Below are 19,078 nucleotides of genomic sequence, written 5' to 3' on the forward strand. Positions count from 1 at the left end.
GAAAACTTACTAATTACTCACTACTCATTACTAAAATACTCAACTAATTTCTTTGCTCTACTTGCGCCAATCACTTTTGAAAGATCCTCAAAACTTGCCGAAGCAATCCGTTTTGTGCTTTTAAAATGCTTCAATAATTCAACGACAGTTTTTTCGCCAATTCCGGGAATGGTTTCCAACTCTGTATTTAAAGCCTGTTTGCTTCTTTTGCTTCTATGAAAGGTAATGCCAAAACGGTGTGCTTCATTCCTTAATTGCTGGATAATTTTTAAAGTTTCACTTTTCTTGTCCAAATAAAGTGGAATGGGATCGTTGGGGTAAAAAAGTTCCTCCAACCGTTTCGCAATTCCTATAATAGCGATTTTTCCGCGCAACTCCAACTTATCCAAACTTTTCAATGCCGAAGAAAGCTGACCCTTTCCTCCATCTATGATGATGAGTTGCGGCAATGGTTGCTCCTCTTCTACCAATCTTTTGTAACGACGGTAAACAACTTCTTCCATCGAAGCAAAGTCGTCTGGGCCTTCCACAGTTTTAATGTTGAACTTACGATAGTCCTTTTTACTCGGCTTGCCATCTTTAAATACTACACAAGCCGCCACTGGATTTGTGCCTTGAATGTTACTATTGTCAAAGCATTCAATATGTCGCGGTTCCTCACTCAACCTTAAATCTTTTTTCATCTGCGCCATGATCCGTTTTTCGTGTCGGTCCGGATCTACTATTTTGGCTTGTTTGAAACGCTCCATGCGGAAGTATTTAGCGTTCCTTTCTGAAAGGTCCAGAATTGCTTTTTTGTCGCCTAGCTTTGGCACATGTACTTTTATATCCTCGCCCAATTCCACCTCAAAAGGAATATAAATTTCATTGGAAAGCGAATTGAAACGTTGCCGTAATTCAATGATTGCAAGCTGAAGTAATTCCTCATCACTTTCATCCAATTTCTTTTTTATTTCCAAGGTGTGCGAACGAATAATTGCTCCATGGGAAAGCTGAAGAAAATTTACATAACCATAACTTTCATCCGAAACAATGGAGAAAACATCCACATTGTTAATCTTCGGGTTTACAACGGTAGATTTGCTTTGATAATTTTCTAAAACATCAATCTTTTCCTTGATGCGTTGGGCTTCTTCAAATTTTAAATCGATCGCCAGCTCTTTCATCTGTTTTTTGAACTTTTTAAGTGATTCCTTAAAATTTCCCTTCACAATGTTTCGGATAGCCTCAATGTTTTCCATATAATCCTTTTCAGAAAACAAGTTTTCGCAGGGACCCAAACAGTTTCCTAAATGATATTCCAGACAGACTTTGAATTTTTCAGCCGCTATATTCTTTGTCGAAAGATCATAAACACAATTGCGCAACGGATATAGCCCTTTTATTAAATCCAACAGAACATGCACGGTTTTCATACTGGTATAGGGACCATAATATTCCGACCCATCCCGTATTATCTGCCGAGTAGCAAAAACCCTCGGAAACCGCTCGTTTTTAATACAGATCCACGGATACGTTTTGTCGTCTTTCAGCATCACATTATAGCGTGGCTGATAGTTTTTTATCAAATTGTTTTCCAACAAAAGCGCATCGGTCTCTGTCTTTACTACGATGTGCTTTATGGTTTCAATTTTTTTTACAAGAATTCTGGTTTTGCCGTTTTCCTGCGTTTTATTGAAATAAGACGAAACTCTTTTCTTCAAGTTTTTTGCCTTGCCTACATACAGCAGTTTACCATCCTTATCGTAGTATTGATAAACGCCGGGCGAATCGGGAAGTGTTGAAATTTGAAGCGATAATAAAGCATTGGCCATAGCCTCAAAGATAGTGGATTGTATATTTTATAGGAAGTGATTTCTCATTGCAATATGTTAATTATGGATTAAAATTATGAGCTACTTAATACACGTTGACCTTTTTGGTTAAATTGCGCCATCAATAAGCAACTATGAACATTGCCATCCTTTCCCGCGGGGAAGCGTTATATTCCACAAAAAGTCTTCTAAGTGCTGGCGAGGCACGAAACCACACTATGGAAGTTATAGACCCTTCCTACTGCAACCTTGCCATTGAAAACGGAAAAGCAGTACTCTATTTTCAGGATGAATTGGTTGATGACGTGCATGCAGTTATTCCCAGAATTGGTGCTTCGAATACTTATTTTGGAACCAATGTGGTCCGCCATTTTGAGGCAATGGGGGTATTTACCGTGGGTTCTTCTGAAGGAATTAAATATAGCCGCGACAAATGGACAAGTTTTCAAATTCTTGCAAAGAACCAAATTCCTGTGCCGCGAACGCTCTATGCTTCCTTTTATGGGTTTGAGGAACAGCTAAAAACCTTTAAAGGAAAACCAATAATCATCAAGCTTTTAGAAGGCACACACGGCGAGGGCGTAATTCTTTCCGAAAGTCCGCAGAATGCTTTAGCAACTATTGAAACCTTAAACGCTGCAGGTGTAAAATTTATCCTTCAGGAATATATTGAAGAAGCAAATGGCGCCGATCTACGTGCAATTGTAGTTGATGGCGTTGTGATTGCGGCGATGAAACGAAAATGCAAAATCGGCGATTTTCGGAGCAATTTGCATAGAGGTGGTACTTCAGAAATAATCGAACTCACTTCCGCAGAAGAAAAAACAGCTATCAAAGCCGCAAAAGCAATGGGTCTTGGGTTTTGCGGAGTTGATATTCTGCAATCAAAAAACGGACCATTGGTTTTGGAAATTAACAGCACCCCAGGATTAGAAGGTATTGAGCATACTTCGGGTAAAAATGTTTCGAAAAGCGTAATTGGCTATATTGAAAGGAATAAGAAATGATGATGTATACTTTTATGCTGAATATTCAACGATTCACATAGAATTTTACACCCATAAATATCGCAATGGAATTTTTATTATTTAAATTGCATTTGCAAAATCCCAAAAACCTTGAAAAGAAACATCGGAAGAATAGATAAAGCAGATTTTCCATTGCTAAATCTGTTTGACATTGAAGTGAAAATTGACACAGGAGCCTACACTTCTTCTATCCACTGCAAAAATATGAAAGTAGAAGATTGTTATTTGAAATGCAATTTTTTAGACGAAGAACATCCAAGCTACCACGAAAAGGAAATCGTTTTTGACGAATATGATGTAAAGGTGGTAAAAAGCAGCAACGGCCAGTCTGAAGCCCGATACAGAATTAAAACAGAGGTAGTTCTTTTCGGAAAGACACAGCCAATTTATTTAACTTTGAGCGATCGCGAAGAAATGCGTTTTCCTGTACTTTTAGGAAGAAACTTTTTGAGCAAAAAATATATGGTGGATATAAATAAAACTAACCTTTCCTTCAAGCTAAAGCAAAAAAAATGAATATCAAAATATTATCGGCCAACGCAAATTTATATTCCACCCAGCGTCTTGTGGAAGCTGCAAAAGCCAGAAACCATGACGTAGAAATTATAAATCATGCGAAGTGTGATATTGTAATTGAAAAGAAAAACCCGGTAATTTATTACAAAGGCCATAAATTGGATCATACCGATGCAATTATCCCGAGGATTGGTGCTTCTGTAACTTTTTATGGAACGGCAGTTGTACGCCAGTTTGAGATGATGCGCGTTTTCACAACAACTGAATCACAAGCATTGGTGCGCTCACGCGATAAACTGAGAAGCTTACAAATCCTTTCCCGCGCAGGATTGGGATTGCCGAAAACCGTTTTTACCAACTATTCTAAAAACGTAAAGGAAATCGTTGATCAAGCAGGTGGCGCGCCCGTAATCATTAAATTGCTGGAAGGCACACAGGGTATCGGCGTTATTTTGGTTGAAACCCGGAAAGCTGCCGAATCAGTTATTGAAGCGTTCAATAATTTGCAAGCGCGAGTTATTGTTCAGGAATTTATAAAAGAAGCTGGCGGTGCAGACATCCGTGCTTTTATTGTGGATGGACAGATTGTTGGCGCAATGAAAAGGCAAGGGAAAGATGGCGAATTTAGAAGTAATTTACACCGCGGTGGAACGGCTTCCGTAATAAAACTTACCGATGAAGAAGAAACCGCAGCGCTAAAAGCAGCTAAAGCAATGGGACTTGGAATTGCGGGTGTAGATATGCTTCAATCTGCCCGCGGGCCGCTTATTCTGGAGGTAAATTCCTCCCCTGGCTTGGAAGGAATAGAAAAAGCTACCGGAAAAGACATTGCAAATACTATCATAAAATACATTGAACGCAACGTATAAATATGGCCAAAAAGGAAGAACGAGATATAGTAATATTGAATGAACATGTAGCTCTTGGTGAAAGCAAGACTATTGATTTCAGCATCGCAAAACTTTATACTTCAACCAAAGTTGAAATTCCTATTATTATTGAACGTTCCAAAATTCCGGGACCAACTGTATTAATTACCGCAGCCATTCATGGCGATGAAATAAACGGTGTGGAAATTGTGCGCCAGCTCATTGCCCGCAAATTGAACAAACCCAAACGGGGGACCATTATTTGTATTCCTATTTTAAACGTATTTGGTTTTTTGAACGGGAATCGTTTCTTTCCCGATGGACGCGACCTAAACCGAGTTTTTCCTGGTACTAAGTCGGGTTCTTTGGCGAGCCGTGTGGCTTATCATTTCACCAAAAAAGTTTTGCCGCACGCAGATTATTGTCTCGATTTTCACACTGGCGGTGCCAGCAGGTTCAATGCGCCGCAAATTCGTATAAAACCCGACGATGAAAAATTGTTGGAACTTGCAAAAGTTTTCAATGCGCCATTTACCGTATATTCCAATACCCTTGAAAAATCATACCGAAAAGCTTGCCAGAAATTGGGTATCCCAGTGCTGCTTTTTGAAGGTGGCAAAAGCCTTGAAAGCAACAAACATATTGCAAAAGAAGGTGTAGACGGCATTATGCGTGTTTTGGAACATTTGGATATGTTAGGCAAAAGGCATATTGCCCCAGATCCCATTGTCAAAACCGTCATTATTGAAAAAAGCAAATGGATACGCGCATATAGAAGCGGTTTGCTTCATGTAAAAATTGATTGCAACAAACATGTGGAAAAAGGGGAGTTTTTGGCAACAATTACAGACCCTTACGGAAAAATGCGTTATAAGGTTACTTCGCCCAATGAAGGTTATATTATTAACGTAAACCAATCTCCTATTGTGAACCAAGGCGATGCTATTTTTCATATTTCAACAGTAAATACTGCAAATACGGAAGCTGAAGAGATGGAAGATTAAAGTGATTTTAGAGTGACAATTACGATTTTTGATTTGTGAATTAATATGGCTGATAAAAACACGCTTCGATTGAAATACAAAAAGCTTCGCGAAAATCTTTCTGAAGATTCCATTGAAGAAATGAGTCTTCAAATTGCCAATCAAGCGCTGAAACTTCCTATTTGGGACAAAATCTATTACCATATTTTTCTTCCTATTTCGGCAAAAAAAGAAGTGAATACCGATTACCTGATGCACATTTTACAGGGAAAGGACAAAAGCATAGTAGTTTCAAAAGCAGATTTCTCAACAGGCGAAATGAAGCATTTTTTGTTGCAGGAAAATACGGTTTTAAAAATTTCAGGATATGGAATTCCCGAACCTGTTTCTGGAATTGAAATTTCACCAGAAATGCTTGAAGTAGTTTTTGTTCCTTTATTGGCTTATGGCCAAAACGGGCATCGCATTGGCTACGGAAAAGGTTTTTATGATCGGTTTTTAAAAAAATGCAGCACAACCGCAGTGTTTGTGGGACTTTCTTTTTTTGAACCAGAGCCAGAAATATTTTTTGAGGCTACAGATATGCCCTTAAATTTTTGCGTCACGCCAAAAAAAATACTGGATTTTAAAAATAACTACCTACCTTTATGAGGTTAAACTATTATTAACCAATTAATTAAAAAATGGAAACAACCAACCAACCTATGGGAACTCCACCAGATAATAATCTGGTATGGGCAATCCTATGCACTGTCCTATGTTGCCTACCCTTGGGCATCGTATCAATAATTAAAGCAACAAAAGTAAAAGAGCTCTGGGCCCAAGGCGATACTATTGGCGCCCAGAAAGCCGCCGATGATGCCAAGAAATGGGCCATTTGGGGTGCTGTAGCAGCAGCCTTAGTTTGGGTTCTTTATGTAATATTTTTTGTAGTTATCGGTTTAGGTGGAGCTTTTGCAGGATACAACTAAACTTTTAAAAATAGCCCTCATTGCTATACTATTTGGGGGCTTTTTTATTGTCTATTTTTTTTACAATCCTTCGGAAAATTCTTTTTTCATTCCCTGCCCTTTTCATTATATCACAGGGCTTTATTGCCCAGGCTGTGGTTCACAACGGGCCATTCATTTACTGTTGCACGGTGATGTTATTAGAGCTTTTAGGTTTAACCCATTAATGGTGCTAACCTTGCCAATTTTGATTTATGGTTTGGGAATTACAGTCGCCAATTGGATCTTCGGCACCCGTTACAGATTTATGCTTTTCTATAGCAACCTATTTATTATTGGCTATTTCGGGATAGCAATTCTTTATTGGGTTCTGCGGAATTTATCTTTTTATCCGTTCAACCTGCTTGCTCCTTCGAGCTAAATACTATGCTTCAATTTCTTTCTTTGGAAATGCTTTTTTATTGAAAATAAGCAGCAAAATTACCCCAACACTGATTGAAGAATCAGCTATGTTAAAAACTGGATCAAAAAAAGTGAAATATTCTCCCCCCCAAAATGGAAACCATTCCGGCAAGGTGCCGCCGTAAAGTGGAAAATAAAGCATGTCAACTACTTTCCCATGAAACAAAGTTCCGTAGCCACCAGCTTCGGGAAATAATGTAGCTACTTGGTGATGGCTATCATTGAAGATAATGCCGTAAAAGACAGAATCGATAATATTGCCCAAAGCGCCCGCAAAAATCAGAGCAACACAAAAAATCAGGATAGATGGCATGTTTTTTCGAACCGAATCCCAAAGCCAGTAACCTATACCGCCTATTGCAACAATCCTGAAAAGTGTTAAAAAAAGTTTGCCGTATTCGCCTGGAATTTTTGCTCCCCAAGCCATCCCTTCGTTTTCCACAAAAAGAATCCGAAACCAATCAAACAGACGAATTTCTTCGCCTAAAACAAAATGTGTTTTGATATAAAATTTTGAAATCTGATCAACTAAAAGAATCAGAATGATAATTGCTGTGGCTTTTTTTAGGCTCATAGGTTTATTTACTTTTCTCTTTTCAAAAAAAAAATTGAAAAGAGAAGGTACTCCTAAGCTAAGGCTTCGGAGTGCAATGGCAAAAGTAGCAATATTATTTGGTTTGTAGTAACGAAATAATACCGTTGATACTTTCCGCTTTAATAAGAAATTTTCTGCGCTCGGAAAGGGTATTTTCTAGGGTTCCGTGTTTTAACTATAAGGTCGCAAAGAATTTATTTCAATGAAAAAGCCTCGAAAAATTTCGAGGCTATAAATATTCATATCTCAACGCTCTTCGCCGCGACGGAAGGGCGGGACTATTTCTGTAAATTCTTGGCCTCGATGCTCAAAGTGGCGTGTGGAACAAGCTTTAAACGTTCTTTGTTTATCAACTTTCCTGTTACACGGCAAACCCCGTAAGTTTTATTTTCAATACGCACTAATGCGTTTTTAAGGTCTCGAATAAATTTTTCCTGACGGATGGCAAGTTGCGAATTAGCCTCTTTGCTCATCACTTCACTACCTTCGTCAAAAGCCTTAAATGTAGGCGAAGTATCGTCAGTGCCGTTGTTGCTGTCGTTTTTATATGAACTTTGGATTAACTCCAATTGCTCCGTTGCCTTTTTTATTTTTTCGTTCAAAAGTGCTTTAAATTCTTCCAGCTCGGCATCTGAATATCTGGTTCTTTCTGTTTCTGTCATGATCTAATGTTTTTTAATGCTTATACGTGTTTCAATATCGTCAAACGCAATTTCTGTTCCGTTATCAATTTGTGGCTGAAATTGCAATACCTCTGTTAATGTTTCTTCTTTTATATATTCCAGATTTTGGCTTATCGCCTCTCTCAATTTTTCATTTTCCTTAAGGCTAACCTCTATTCTGTCTGTTACTTCAAAACCACTATCCTTTCTCAAGTTTTGGATTCTGTTTACCAATTCTCGGGCAATTCCCTCATTTTTCAAACCTGGGGTTATCGTAACATCCAATGCCACAGTAACTCCATCTGCATTGGCAACCAACCAGCCCTCAATATCCTGTGAACTTATGATTACATCATCGAGCGCCAAAGTAGCATTTTTTTCATTAATAGAAACAGTTATTTCACCATCTTTTTCAAGAGTTGCAATTTGTTTCTGATCAAAGCCCGAAATAGCTGCTGCCACTGCTTTCATGTCTTTTCCAAAACGTGGTCCGAGGGCTTTGAAATCTGGCTTTATTTGTTTTACCAACATTCCTGAACCTTCGTCAATAAGCTCTATTTCCTTCACGTTTACTTCGCTTTTTATCAAATCTGAAACGGCAAGGATTTCTTCTTTTTCGGAATCTTCCAAAACCGGAATCATTATTTTTTGGAGCGGTTGGCGCACTTTTATCTTTTCTCTTTGTCTTAACGAAAGCACTAACGATGAAATTGTTTGCGCTTTCTGCATTTTATGTTCCAACTTTTTGTTGATGAACGAAGCATCTGCTTTTGGAAAATCGGTCAAATGTACCGATGCTTTTTTATCTTTTGTTGTTCCCTGCGTTAAATCTTTGTAAAGCCTGTCCATAAAGAACGGAGCTATGGGAGCGCCTAATTTTGTTACAGTTTCCAAGCAAGTGTATAGTGTTTGGTAAGCAGAGATCTTATCGTCGTTATAACTTCCTTTCCAATATCTTCTTCTGCTTAAACGAACAAACCAGTTGCTTAAATTTTCTTGAACAAATTCCGAAATAGCACGAGCTGCTTTGGTAGGCTCATAATCTGCGTAATAATCGTCCACTTTTTGGATGAGTGTATGCAATTCTGAAAGTATCCAACGGTCAATTTCCGGTCGCTTTTCTAGCGGAAGGTCTTCTTCAAGATACTCAAATTTATCGAGATTGGCGTACAAACTGAAGAAACTATACGTATTGTAAAGCGTTCCGAAGAATTTATTACGCACTTCAGAAATTCCGTCCTGATCAAATTTTAAATTGTCCCAAGGATTAGCATTGCTTATCATATACCAACGCGTAGCATCGGGTCCATATACGTCCAAGGTTTCAAAAGGATCCACTGCATTGCCAAGACGCTTGCTCATCTTTTGACCGTTTTTGTCCAAAACAAGTCCGTTTGATACTACATTTTTATAGGCAACATCGTCAAAAATCATGGTTGCAATTGCGTGCAATGTATAGAACCAACCACGGGTTTGGTCCACGCCTTCAGCAATAAAGTCCGCCTTACGCCACGTATTTTCTACCTTCTCTTTGTTTTCAAAAGGATAATGCCATTGCGCATACGGCATGCTTCCACTGTCGAACCAAACGTCTATCAAATCTGCTTCTCGCTTCATTGGTTTTCCGCTCGGCGACATTAGCGTTATTCCGTCAACTATATTTTTGTGAAGATCAACCTTGGCGTAATTTTCTTCAGAAAAATCGCCCGCATTGAAATCTTCAAAAATATCCTTCTCCATCAATCCAGCTGTGACAGCTTTCTGCATTTCGGCTTTTAATTCTTTAATAGAACCTACTATAATTTCTTCTTTTCCATCTTCGGTTCTCCAAATTGGCAAGGGAATTCCCCAATAACGTGAACGTGAAAGGTTCCAGTCATTGGCATTTGCAAGCCAGTTGCCAAAACGGCCTTCGCCGGTGGCTTTGGGCTTCCAGTTTATGCCTTTGTTCAGTTCGAACATTCTATCGCGAAAATCGGTCACTTTTATAAACCAAGAATCCAGCGGATAGTATAAAATGGGTTTATCAGTTCTCCAACAATTAGGGTAACTGTGAACGTATTTTTCAACCTTGAAGGCTTTATTTTCGGTCTTTAGTTTTATTGCAAGCTCAACGTCCACAGATTTCTCGGGCACATCGGCATCGTCATAGTATTCATTCTTCACATACTTGCCAGCAAGTTCCTTCATTTCTGGACGAAACTTTCCTTGTAAATCCACAAGTGGAACAAGATTCCCATTTTCGTCTTTTACCAATAATGGCGGCACTTCTGGAATGGCTTCTTTAGCCACTTTAGCATCATCTGCCCCAAAAGTTGGCGCAGTGTGTACGATTCCAGTTCCATCTTCGATAGTAACAAAATCGCCTGCAATTATTCTAAAAGCATTTTCAGGATTGTCATGCGGTTTTGCATAATCTAGCAACTGCTCGTAACGGATTCCTAACAAATCTGCGCCCTTGAATTCCTTCGAAATAAAATATGGAATCATTTTATCGCCCTGAATAAAGGCTTCTAAAGATTCCTCATTCGGTTTTTCTTCGAATTTATTCGCAAATTGACTAGCAACCAAGTTTTTCGCCAAAACCACGTTTATGGGTTGAAAAGTGTATTGGTTGAACGTTTTTACCAACACATAATCAATCTTAGAACCAACTGTTAATGCGGTATTGCTCGGAAGTGTCCAAGGTGTAGTAGTCCAGGCAAGGAACCAAATATTGTTTGATTCTTCTGCCAGGAAATCGGGCAAAGTTTCGGCCATTGCCTTAAACTGAGCGACTACCGTTGTATCTGTAATATCCTGATAGGTTCCCGGTTGGTTAAGTTCGTGAGAGCTCAAGCCTGTACCCGCCTTTGGAGAATACGGCTGAATGGTGTAGCCTTTATAAATTAAGTTCTTGTTGTAAATTTCTTTCAACAACCACCAAACGGTTTCCATATATTTTGGCTCGTAAGTAACGTACGGATTACTCATATCAACCCAATAGCCGTAGCTTTCGGTTACTTTATTCCACACATCAGTATAGCGCATTACTGCTTTTTTACAAGCAGCGTTATAATCTTCTACAGAAATCTTTTTACCAATGTCTTCTTTGGTAATGCCAAGCTCTTTTTCAACACCCAATTCTATCGGCAAACCGTGCGTATCCCATCCTGCCTTTCTATCAACTTTAAACCCTTTTTGGGTTTTGTATCGGCAGAAAATATCTTTTATGGCGCGGGCCATAACGTGATGGATGCCCGGCAAACCATTGGCAGATGGCGGCCCTTCAAAAAACACAAACGGCTCCGCCCCCTCACGAATGGAAATACTCTGCTCAAAAATGTTTTCTTCTTTCCAGAAATCGAGTATTTCTTCCGCCAGTTTAGGGAGGTCTAGCCCTTTGTATTCTTTAAATTTTGTGCTCATAAGGTGCTTGTTGCAATAAAGTGTGCAAAAGTAAGGTTTTTTGGAGAAATAAGAGAAAGCTTATGCCTCTGTGATTTTGATAAATAATAAATAAAAAAACGCCATTTTAAAAAAAATGGCGTTTTAAATAACTTTAGATGATAGATTTATCTAGAAAATCTCAAATCTTGAGTGGTAACTGTTGTACTATTACCCGAAGTAACAGACATTTCAGAATATAACCTCATCTCAGTTTCAGAATAAATTGTAATTTCAAAAACCACCTGATTATCGTCTTGATCTATTACGGTTAAAATTTTACTCGTAGGATTTAAAATATAGGTACCAGCACCTATTTCTTCAGCTGCATTACGAATAACAGGATCGTTTGTAACTGTACTTCCATCTGGATTTATAACTGTTTCAACAGTAGTATATAAACCACTGGCAGCAAAAGTTCCATCAGCATTAAAAACAAAATTTACATTTTGAAAAATACTTCCTCTAGTCGTGGAAGAAGATGTAGAGGTGGAACCATTGTTAAAAGTCACTGTTTCAACAACTTTAAGTTCTAAAAAGTTCATAGAGTAGGTGTCTACAAAATTTGCAGTGGTAAGCTTATAAGGATCAGGTGCATTGTTATCATCATCATTTTTGCTACAACTTACAGTCGCAATAGTTAAGGCAAACAGAAAAATTAATTTTGTCAGTTTCATAATTAAAGTTTTTTTAATTTTCGGCGAATATAGCACCGTTCCGAATAGTAACATCAAGATTGCACTATTATTATGTTTACTAAAGAATATTATAACATTCTTTTAAGAATTGATTTCGTTGTAGTTATGATTTTCTTTCACGGCTTTAAGAATCTTGCGGAATACTCATAACTAGATTTTACTATGAAGCATCTTTTATTTTACAAATTCTTGTTTTGTATTCTATTTCAGCAACATAATCTCAGAGTATCTATATATTTGTATTTATTTTTTTAGGTATTATTCCCAAAACCCCAACATAATTTTGAATACTGCATTTTTTACCTCAAATTTGAAATCTTTTTAAAGATTCTATATAATATTGTTCAATAATGAAAAAAATCTCTCTCTTTCTCCTCCTCGCCACAGTTTCCCTTGCTTCCGTTCAATCGCAGATTCTCGACCCCGTAAAGTGGTCCACAAGCATTAAAAAAATATCGGAAACGGAGTATGATTTAATTTCAAAAGCCACCATTGAAGACAAATGGCACCTTTATTCGCAGGTAGTTCCAGACAACGGACCCTTACCAACGAATCTCACTTTTGAAGAAAACAGCGCATACAAACTAGTTGGAAAAGCAAAGGAAAGTAAAGGCCACACAGTTCATGACCCAGTGTTCGATATGGTAATTACCTTTTTTGAGAATACGGCAACATTTACCCAAAGAATAAAATTGACCGGTGATAAAGGCACCACCGTAAAAGGTGAAGTAGAGTTTATGGTCTGCGATGATACTCGTTGCCTACCACCAAGTTATATAGATCTAGTCTTTAAAATTCCTGCACCTGAGAAAAGTACCGAAGCTGCTGTAACACCAGTAAACACTGATGAAACTGAAACTACCGAAGCTGGTACAGATAATGTTGAAGACACTGCAGCGGTTGATACCGTAAAAACTGAAGTTGTAAAAGACACTGTTAAAGCTTCCTCAGAAAATTCACTTTCAGCTATTGAACAAAACCAAAAACAAGATGAAAAAGGGCTTTGGGCCATTTTTTTCTTAGCCTTTCTTTCAGGATTTGCGGCATTGCTTACGCCTTGCGTATTCCCAATGATACCTATGACCGTAAGTTTTTTTACTAAGCAAAGTAAAACAAAAGCAAAGGGTATAAAAAATGCTATTATTTATGGTATTTCAATAATTATTATTTATGTATTACTAGGCATTCTAGTAAGTTTAATATTTGGACCCCAAGCATTAAATGCCCTATCGACCAATGTTTGGTTTAATCTTATCTTCTTTGTTTTGTTAATTGTATTTGCAGTTTCCTTTTTAGGCGCTTTCGAAATTATGCTTCCTAATTCATGGGCAAACAAAGTGGACTCGCAAGCCGATAGAGGCGGTTTAATAGGTATCTTTTTTATGGCTCTTGCTTTGGCTATTGTATCGTTTTCGTGCACTGGGCCTATTGTTGGAACGCTATTGGTTCAAGCAGCTGCTGGTGGAAGTCAAGTAGGACCTATTGTTGGAATGCTTGGATTTTCTTTAGCTATAGCGCTACCTTTCGGATTATTTGCAGCATTTCCAGGATGGATGAATTCATTGCCAAAATCTGGAGGTTGGTTAAACACTGTAAAAGTAGTATTGGGCTTTTTAGAACTTGCATTGGCTTTCAAATTTTTATCGAATGCCGATCTTGTACTTCAACTTCACTGGCTTGAAAGAGAAGTATTTTTAGCTATTTGGATTGCCATTTTTGGGGCTCTGGCGCTCTATCTCTTCGGAAAAATCAAGTTGCCACATGATTCGCCATTGACGCATATCTCGGTTGGCCGACTTAGCCTTGGGCTACTGGTATTAGCATTTACCGTTTATATGATTCCGGGACTGTGGGGTGCGCCATTAAACTTAATTAGTGCTTTCCCGCCGCCTTTAGATTACGCAGAATCGCCTTATGGTGTTGGTAATTCCAAAGTTGGAGGAGGGATTGTTGCGAACCAAGGTCAAGACTTACCCGAAGGCGCACATCTATTGGCGCCCCATCAAATTTTAGCATTTAATGATTATGACAAGGGTCTTGCATATGCAAAAACAGTAGGTAAACCAGTAATGATTGATTTTACGGGTTGGGCCTGTGTTAATTGCCGAAAAATGGAGCAGAACGTTTGGGTAGATGATAAGGTATTGAATATGTTGAAAAATGAAGTAGTACTTATATCACTATATGTTGATGACAAACGTAAACTTGAAGATGACGAAATTGTTGAATCACTTTTAAAACCCGGTAAAAAACTTAAATATATAGGTCAAAAATGGAGCGAGTTACAAACCATAAAATATAAAACCAACTCTCAACCCTTCTATGTTTTAATGGATCACAACGAAGAAAACCTTATCGATCCTGTGGGTTACACACCTGATATTGAAGAATATTACGCTTGGCTTCAAAAAGGAATTGGCGCTTTCAAAAAATAGAAGCTAAAGTTGCTTGTTTTAAGCAGTATTGATTAATTTTAAGTAATTTTTAAAAATCGGATGATGATCTCTTCGGAAGAAAAAATAAAAGCCACCGCATTGGAAAAGTATTTTGAACCTTTCCGAAAGAATATCGTTGGCATAAACCAAGAGTTTGAGTCACCTTTCGGAAGAAAAAAAATTATCTATACAGATTGGACGGCAAGTGGCCGTCTCTATGCTCCTATTGAAGAAAAAATGCTGAAGGATTTTGGGCCATATGTTGCCAATACCCATACCGAAACTTCCGTAACGGGAACGGCAATGACCAAAGCCTATCACGAAGCGCGAAAAATCATAAAAAAACACGTAAACGCCAACGACCAGGATGTACTGATTACTTGCGAAAGCGGGATGACGGGTGCCATCAATAAGTTCCAGCGTATTTTGGGACTAAAAATTCCCGAAAATATAAAACAGTACACCAAAATCCCGGACGATATAAGGCCAGTGGTTTTTGTAACGCACATGGAACACCACAGCAACCAAACCTCTTGGCTTGAAACCATTGCAGATGTCGTGGTAGTGCCACCAAATGACAATGTTTTGGTCTGTATGAAAGCCTTCGCCAAAACTGTTGAAAAATATAAAGATCATCCCATAAAGATTGCAGCGGTTACGAGCTGTTCAAACGTAACAGGAATTCAAACCCCATATCATGAAATAGCAAAACTGATGCACAAAAATGGCGGACTCTGCTTTGTGGATTTTGCCTGTTCTGCACCTTATGTTTCCATAGATATGCATCCCGAAGAGGAAGGTGCATATTTAGATGCTATCTTTTTTTCGCCCCATAAATTTTTGGGAGGGCCCGGATCTAGCGGTGTTCTTATTTTCAACAATAATCTTTATAAAAACACGATCCCAGATAATCCAGGAGGTGGAACCGTTTCGTGGACCAACCCATGGGGAAATCACAAATACATTGATGATATAGAGACTCGTGAGGATGGAGGAACACCTGGTTTTCTTCAAACCATTCGCACTGCACTTTCAATTCGTTTGAAAGAAAAAATGGGGATCAAAAATATTTTGCAGCGTGAACACGAGCTTTTAGAAATCGTTTTTGAAAAGCTGAATAACATTCCTAATCTTAAAATTCTGGCACCCCAAACGCAGGATAGGCTGGCGGTAATCAGTTTTTACATTGACGATTTGCATTTCAATCTTGGCGTTAAATTGCTCAATGATCGTTTTGGAATACAAACTCGAGGCGGGTGCTCTTGTGCAGGAACCTACGGCCATTATTTGCTTCATGTAGATCAAGAAACCTCAAACCGTGTTACTTGTGAGATTGACCATGGCGATTTGACCCACAAACCAGGCTGGATACGGATGTCCATACATCCCACAACCACAAATGCAGAAGTTGATTACGTTTGCGATTCCATAAAACAATTGGCAGAAAATTTTTCGGAATGGGGCAAAGAATATAAATACAATTCCAAAAGCAACGAATATTTTCATCCAAAAGAAATAACGGATGACAAAATAAAGGAATGGTTTACATTTCAATAATGAATTGTAATTAATTAGTAATCAATTTGAAAAGACTTCTACTTCTAACTTTTCTCTTCCCTTTTTTTAGTTCTGCACAAGAATATGTGGATCTTTTTCGAATTGGATATGGACAAACTTTTGAAAATAGTTTTGAAGGAGTGGACAGCAACACTTCCGTAAAATCCTTTGAAGCTGGATTTACCTTTCCAGTAGTTCTTAATGAGAATCACGCATTGATAACAGGTGCTGATTTTAGTAGCAACAACCTGCAACTTTTCCCTGAAGCTGAATATACAAGTCTTTACAGCACCAATATTAAATTGGGTTTAGCTTCAACCTGGTCAGAAAAATGGAGCACAACGATCGTTTTACTTCCAAAGATTGCTTCTGATTACAAAAATATTTCAAGCAATGATTTTTATATGGGTGGTTTCGCACTTTTGAAATTGAAGAAGAATGAAAATCTTAAATACCGCTTTGGAGTTTATGCTTCTCAGGAAGCTTTTGGTCTTTTTACCACGCCAATTCTAGGCTGGTATTATCTAAGTCCAAACAAACGGTTTGAGATGGATATGAGCTTACCGATCTCTGCAGATGTAAGCTATAAGTTAGGAATTACAACAATTGGTGTTGATTACTTCGGAATTGGGCGTAGTTATAATGTTCATTATGAAAACTTGCCTACTTTGTATGCTGATCTAAGCTCGTTGGAATTTGCGAGTTATTTACAATTCAATGCTTTAGAAGAAAGTGTTTTGTTGCGAGCCAAGCTAGGCTATTCTAGTAACAATTATGAAATGTATGCAGAAGGCGATAAAATTGACCTTGGGATTTCAGCTTTCAGTTTTGGTGACGAGCGCACCCAGTTAAATCCTTCATTGAATGGTGGTATTTTTTTTAAATTTGAAGCAATTTATAGATTCCACATTAAGGAAAAATCCAAAGCCCAAGAACCAAATAACAATTAAAAACCAAATTCCAAAAATCCCACTTCGGAATTTGCTACTTCTATTTTGAGTTTTGCTTTCAAAAGTCCTATCTTTAAAATATGGAAAGAACCTGTCCGGAATGTGGTGATAAAATCATTGGACGCGCTGACAAAAAATTCTGCAGCGATGCTTGTCGCAATGCACATAATAATTCCCTTAACAAGGACAACAAAAATCTAGTTCGGAACATCAATAACCGCCTTCGGAAAAACTACCGCATCCTCGAAAAGCTAAACACCGAAGACAAAACCAAAACAACCAAGGATAGACTGCTGCGAATGGGTTTCAGTTTTGATTACTTCACCGGGATTTATACCACAAAATCTGGATCCACCTATTACTATTTATACGATCAGGGATATCTTCCTTTAGATAATGACTTTTACCTATTGGTGAAAAAAGACCTCAAGTAATTTTCGATAACAAATACTCACAACTCACTTTTCACGACTCACGCCAAACGAATAAACATACTTTAGCATTCCCTTATATATAATCTAACACTCCTTTAACCCCTAGCGTTTTCATTATAGCGTAATTTTAAATTTCAAACAAAAAATACATGCTATGAAAACGAAAAACCTTTTAATGATGGCGATACTCTTTTTTAGTATCTCACTATTTGCACAAAATTCAGATAACAAAAAAGTAATCAAGGATGCTGAACAAGCAAAAGCAGCTTTTCTTAAAGCCAATCCAAAACTTCAAGGGTATTTTGATGACGCAAAAGCATATGTCATTTTCCCCAATGTTGGAAAAGGAGCTTTAATAATTGGAGCTGCATCAGGTAACGGAGCGGTATATGAGCGAGGGGTTCTGGTAGGAATGGCAAATATGAAACAAGTTGATGTTGGGGCACAAATAGGTGGAAAAGCATACAGCGAATTGGTATTCTTAAAAACAGATAAAGCCGTTCAAGAATTTATGAATGATAATTTCAGTTTTGGGTCGAACCTTTCTGCGATTGCTGCAAACCAAAGCCCACCTTCATTTAACGTTACCTATACTGATGGAGTGGCGGTGTTTACACTTCCTAAAGAAGGTTTGATGGCCGAAGTATCGGTGGGTGGACAGAAATTTGATTATACGGCTTTATAGTAAGCGACAGTATTTTTAACACCTTACTTTATTATATAAAGGGTCTAGCCGTTATAACGCTGGACCTTTTTTATTAGATTCAAAATTTCTATTTGCATTTTGTTTCTGAAAAGCCTACTACTTCTCATTCCAATACAATGAAAAATTCAAAACCAAACAACCACTTACTTTCAATTCCATCAAAGCGCTACATACCCTCCAATTGTCATGTGGACGAGAAGGAATGGCTTTTCGGAGCCAATCGATCAACTATTAAAAATTTACTGAAAAAAACTCACTCGCTAGTACTACTTTAAGCCAGATGCAAAATAGCTGAGATAGTATTAAAAAGATCGCCCAGAATAATTTCTGGGCGATCTCACTCTAAATAATCAACAGTTATGAAAAACTATTCTTTTAATAGTCGTTTTGTAATCTGACCTTCTTTACCAATAATCTTAACATAATAAGATGCAGCGGCAAGCATTTGCACATCTATTGGTTTCACAATGCCCATACCACGAAGGTCTGAAACCTGAACCAATCTGCCCCTTAGGTCATAAATCTCGAGTCTTTCAAGATCGATATGCTGCGGGTTGCTGATGTTCAAGGTGTTCTTCGTTGGAACAGGATACATTGTTATCGTTCCAAGGTTTTGGTCATTATCGCTAACACCAATTATTGTATCTACCGTTAGCTCAAACTCACAAGTCCCAACATTGCCATACTCATCTGTTGCGGTTAGTGTAATGGTATAGGTTCCGTCAGCAAGTGGTGTTCCTACTGCTGGGCTCTGTGTGGTAACGGTCACTGGATCGGTACAGTTGTCTATTGCCGTTGCCTCTCCAGTAGCAAAGTAATCCGGTACAATATAGAACAGATTGCCCGCTCCAGGATCTACCGTTTGGTCTGCTGGACAGGTAACTACCGGCGCAAGAAGGTCAACCGCAGTTACCGTTGCCGTACAAGTGGCTAGGTTACCGTTGTTGTCCTGGCTGAATACTTGCACTGTTACCGGGGTTCCGATATCTGCAC

The 19,078-nt window shown here is 38.2% G+C and carries 18 protein-coding genes; 12 read left to right on the plus strand and 6 right to left on the minus strand.

Annotation, left to right across the window (positions count from 1 at the left end; all coding sequences use genetic code 11):
- Positions 1 to 20: 20 nt before the first annotated feature.
- The gene (gene uvrC / locus ESU54_RS06325; protein ID WP_111843292.1) at positions 21 to 1,814 is read right to left on the minus strand and encodes an excinuclease ABC subunit UvrC; all 1,794 of its coding nucleotides are present in this window, start codon (positions 1,812 to 1,814) and stop codon (positions 21 to 23) included.
- A gap of 134 nt (positions 1,815 to 1,948) precedes the next feature.
- On the opposite strand from uvrC, the gene ESU54_RS06330 reads away from it, so the two are divergent.
- From ESU54_RS06330 to ESU54_RS18230, 7 genes are all read left to right on the plus strand, one after another.
- Positions 1,949 to 2,821, plus strand: coding sequence for an ATP-grasp domain-containing protein (locus tag ESU54_RS06330; protein WP_111843291.1), 873 nt, complete (start codon positions 1,949 to 1,951; stop codon positions 2,819 to 2,821).
- A 111-nt stretch (positions 2,822 to 2,932) separates the two neighbouring features.
- On the plus strand, positions 2,933 to 3,358 hold the full coding sequence (locus tag ESU54_RS06335; RefSeq protein WP_111843290.1) for an ATP-dependent zinc protease family protein: 426 nt from the start codon (positions 2,933 to 2,935) through the stop codon (positions 3,356 to 3,358).
- Entirely contained in the window at positions 3,355 to 4,227 is an 873-nt protein-coding gene (rimK, locus tag ESU54_RS06340; protein ID WP_111843289.1) for a 30S ribosomal protein S6--L-glutamate ligase, read from the plus strand. Before ESU54_RS06335 ends, rimK begins: the two co-directional genes overlap by 4 nt.
- A 2-nt stretch (positions 4,228 to 4,229) precedes the next feature.
- Positions 4,230 to 5,231: a succinylglutamate desuccinylase/aspartoacylase family protein gene (locus tag ESU54_RS06345; RefSeq protein WP_111843288.1), complete on the plus strand. Its 1,002-nt coding sequence runs from the start codon at positions 4,230 to 4,232 to the stop codon at positions 5,229 to 5,231.
- Positions 5,232 to 5,276: 45 nt separating this feature from the next.
- Positions 5,277 to 5,861 carry a 5-formyltetrahydrofolate cyclo-ligase gene (locus ESU54_RS06350; RefSeq protein ID WP_111843287.1) on the plus strand — a complete coding sequence of 195 codons (585 nt, stop codon included), beginning with the start codon at positions 5,277 to 5,279 and terminating at the stop codon, positions 5,859 to 5,861.
- A 32-nt stretch (positions 5,862 to 5,893) separates the two neighbouring features.
- Positions 5,894 to 6,181: a CD225/dispanin family protein gene (locus ESU54_RS06355; protein WP_111843286.1), complete on the plus strand. Its 288-nt coding sequence runs from the start codon at positions 5,894 to 5,896 to the stop codon at positions 6,179 to 6,181.
- Entirely contained in the window at positions 6,156 to 6,581 is a 426-nt protein-coding gene (locus ESU54_RS18230; protein WP_111843285.1) for a DUF2752 domain-containing protein, read from the plus strand. The genes ESU54_RS06355 and ESU54_RS18230 overlap by 26 nt, the downstream gene beginning before the upstream one ends.
- Positions 6,582 to 6,584: 3 nt before the next feature.
- Here ESU54_RS18230 and ESU54_RS06365 read toward each other — a convergent pair whose 3' ends face one another.
- From ESU54_RS06365 to ESU54_RS06380, 4 genes are all read right to left on the minus strand, one after another.
- Complete coding sequence (locus ESU54_RS06365) at positions 6,585 to 7,196, minus strand: lipoprotein signal peptidase (protein WP_111843284.1); 612 nt, start codon at positions 7,194 to 7,196, stop codon at positions 6,585 to 6,587.
- Positions 7,197 to 7,495: 299 nt separating this feature from the next.
- Positions 7,496 to 7,879 carry a TraR/DksA family transcriptional regulator gene (locus ESU54_RS06370; RefSeq protein ID WP_111843283.1) on the minus strand — a complete coding sequence of 128 codons (384 nt, stop codon included), beginning with the start codon at positions 7,877 to 7,879 and terminating at the stop codon, positions 7,496 to 7,498.
- A gap of 3 nt (positions 7,880 to 7,882) precedes the next feature.
- Positions 7,883 to 11,287, minus strand: coding sequence for an isoleucine--tRNA ligase (ileS, locus tag ESU54_RS06375; protein WP_111843282.1), 3,405 nt, complete (start codon positions 11,285 to 11,287; stop codon positions 7,883 to 7,885).
- Positions 11,288 to 11,433: 146 nt separating this feature from the next.
- Positions 11,434 to 11,982, minus strand: coding sequence for a hypothetical protein (locus tag ESU54_RS06380; protein ID WP_146743958.1), 549 nt, complete (start codon positions 11,980 to 11,982; stop codon positions 11,434 to 11,436).
- Positions 11,983 to 12,353: 371 nt separating this feature from the next.
- Between ESU54_RS06380 and ESU54_RS06385 the strand changes: the two genes are divergently transcribed.
- From ESU54_RS06385 to ESU54_RS06405, 5 genes are all read left to right on the plus strand, one after another.
- Positions 12,354 to 14,438 carry a protein-disulfide reductase DsbD family protein gene (locus tag ESU54_RS06385; protein ID WP_111843280.1) on the plus strand — a complete coding sequence of 695 codons (2,085 nt, stop codon included), beginning with the start codon at positions 12,354 to 12,356 and terminating at the stop codon, positions 14,436 to 14,438.
- A 63-nt stretch (positions 14,439 to 14,501) separates the two neighbouring features.
- A complete protein-coding gene (locus ESU54_RS06390; protein ID WP_111843615.1) occupies positions 14,502 to 15,995 on the plus strand; it encodes an aminotransferase class V-fold PLP-dependent enzyme in 1,494 nt (497 codons plus the stop codon).
- Positions 15,996 to 16,021: 26 nt separating this feature from the next.
- Positions 16,022 to 16,945: a DUF6268 family outer membrane beta-barrel protein gene (locus ESU54_RS06395; RefSeq protein ID WP_111843279.1), complete on the plus strand. Its 924-nt coding sequence runs from the start codon at positions 16,022 to 16,024 to the stop codon at positions 16,943 to 16,945.
- Positions 16,946 to 17,025: 80 nt separating this feature from the next.
- Positions 17,026 to 17,379: a hypothetical protein gene (locus ESU54_RS06400; RefSeq protein WP_111843278.1), complete on the plus strand. Its 354-nt coding sequence runs from the start codon at positions 17,026 to 17,028 to the stop codon at positions 17,377 to 17,379.
- 154 nt (positions 17,380 to 17,533) lie between these two features.
- On the plus strand, positions 17,534 to 18,064 hold the full coding sequence (locus tag ESU54_RS06405; RefSeq protein ID WP_111843277.1) for a lipid-binding SYLF domain-containing protein: 531 nt from the start codon (positions 17,534 to 17,536) through the stop codon (positions 18,062 to 18,064).
- Positions 18,065 to 18,452: 388 nt separating this feature from the next.
- Here ESU54_RS06405 and ESU54_RS06410 read toward each other — a convergent pair.
- A partial coding sequence (locus ESU54_RS06410) for a T9SS type A sorting domain-containing protein (RefSeq protein WP_146848087.1) occupies positions 18,453 to 19,078 on the minus strand: 626 nt, incomplete at its 5' end.

It is taken from the genome of Aequorivita antarctica (assembly GCF_007997155.1).
In the GTDB taxonomy this organism is placed as follows: domain Bacteria; phylum Bacteroidota; class Bacteroidia; order Flavobacteriales; family Flavobacteriaceae; genus Aequorivita; species Aequorivita antarctica.

What these genes read in the sequence shown, in the direction of transcription:
- uvrC (WP_111843292.1), bottom strand. Translation starts at nt 1,814, where the DNA reads ATGGCCAATGCTTTATTATCGCTTCAAATTTCAACACTTCCCGATTCG.
- ESU54_RS06330 (WP_111843291.1), top strand. Translation starts at nt 1,949, where the DNA reads ATGAACATTGCCATCCTTTCCCGCGGGGAAGCGTTATATTCCACAAAA.
- rimK (WP_111843289.1), top strand. Translation starts at nt 3,355, where the DNA reads ATGAATATCAAAATATTATCGGCCAACGCAAATTTATATTCCACCCAG.
- ESU54_RS06345 (WP_111843288.1), top strand. Translation starts at nt 4,230, where the DNA reads ATGGCCAAAAAGGAAGAACGAGATATAGTAATATTGAATGAACATGTA.
- ESU54_RS06350 (WP_111843287.1), top strand. Translation starts at nt 5,277, where the DNA reads ATGGCTGATAAAAACACGCTTCGATTGAAATACAAAAAGCTTCGCGAA.
- ESU54_RS06355 (WP_111843286.1), top strand. Translation starts at nt 5,894, where the DNA reads ATGGAAACAACCAACCAACCTATGGGAACTCCACCAGATAATAATCTG.
- ESU54_RS06365 (WP_111843284.1), bottom strand. Translation starts at nt 7,196, where the DNA reads ATGAGCCTAAAAAAAGCCACAGCAATTATCATTCTGATTCTTTTAGTT.
- ESU54_RS06370 (WP_111843283.1), bottom strand. Translation starts at nt 7,879, where the DNA reads ATGACAGAAACAGAAAGAACCAGATATTCAGATGCCGAGCTGGAAGAA.
- ileS (WP_111843282.1), bottom strand. Translation starts at nt 11,287, where the DNA reads ATGAGCACAAAATTTAAAGAATACAAAGGGCTAGACCTCCCTAAACTG.
- ESU54_RS06380 (WP_146743958.1), bottom strand. Translation starts at nt 11,982, where the DNA reads ATGAAACTGACAAAATTAATTTTTCTGTTTGCCTTAACTATTGCGACT.
- ESU54_RS06385 (WP_111843280.1), top strand. Translation starts at nt 12,354, where the DNA reads ATGAAAAAAATCTCTCTCTTTCTCCTCCTCGCCACAGTTTCCCTTGCT.
- ESU54_RS06390 (WP_111843615.1), top strand. Translation starts at nt 14,502, where the DNA reads ATGATCTCTTCGGAAGAAAAAATAAAAGCCACCGCATTGGAAAAGTAT.
- ESU54_RS06400 (WP_111843278.1), top strand. Translation starts at nt 17,026, where the DNA reads ATGGAAAGAACCTGTCCGGAATGTGGTGATAAAATCATTGGACGCGCT.
- ESU54_RS06405 (WP_111843277.1), top strand. Translation starts at nt 17,534, where the DNA reads ATGAAAACGAAAAACCTTTTAATGATGGCGATACTCTTTTTTAGTATC.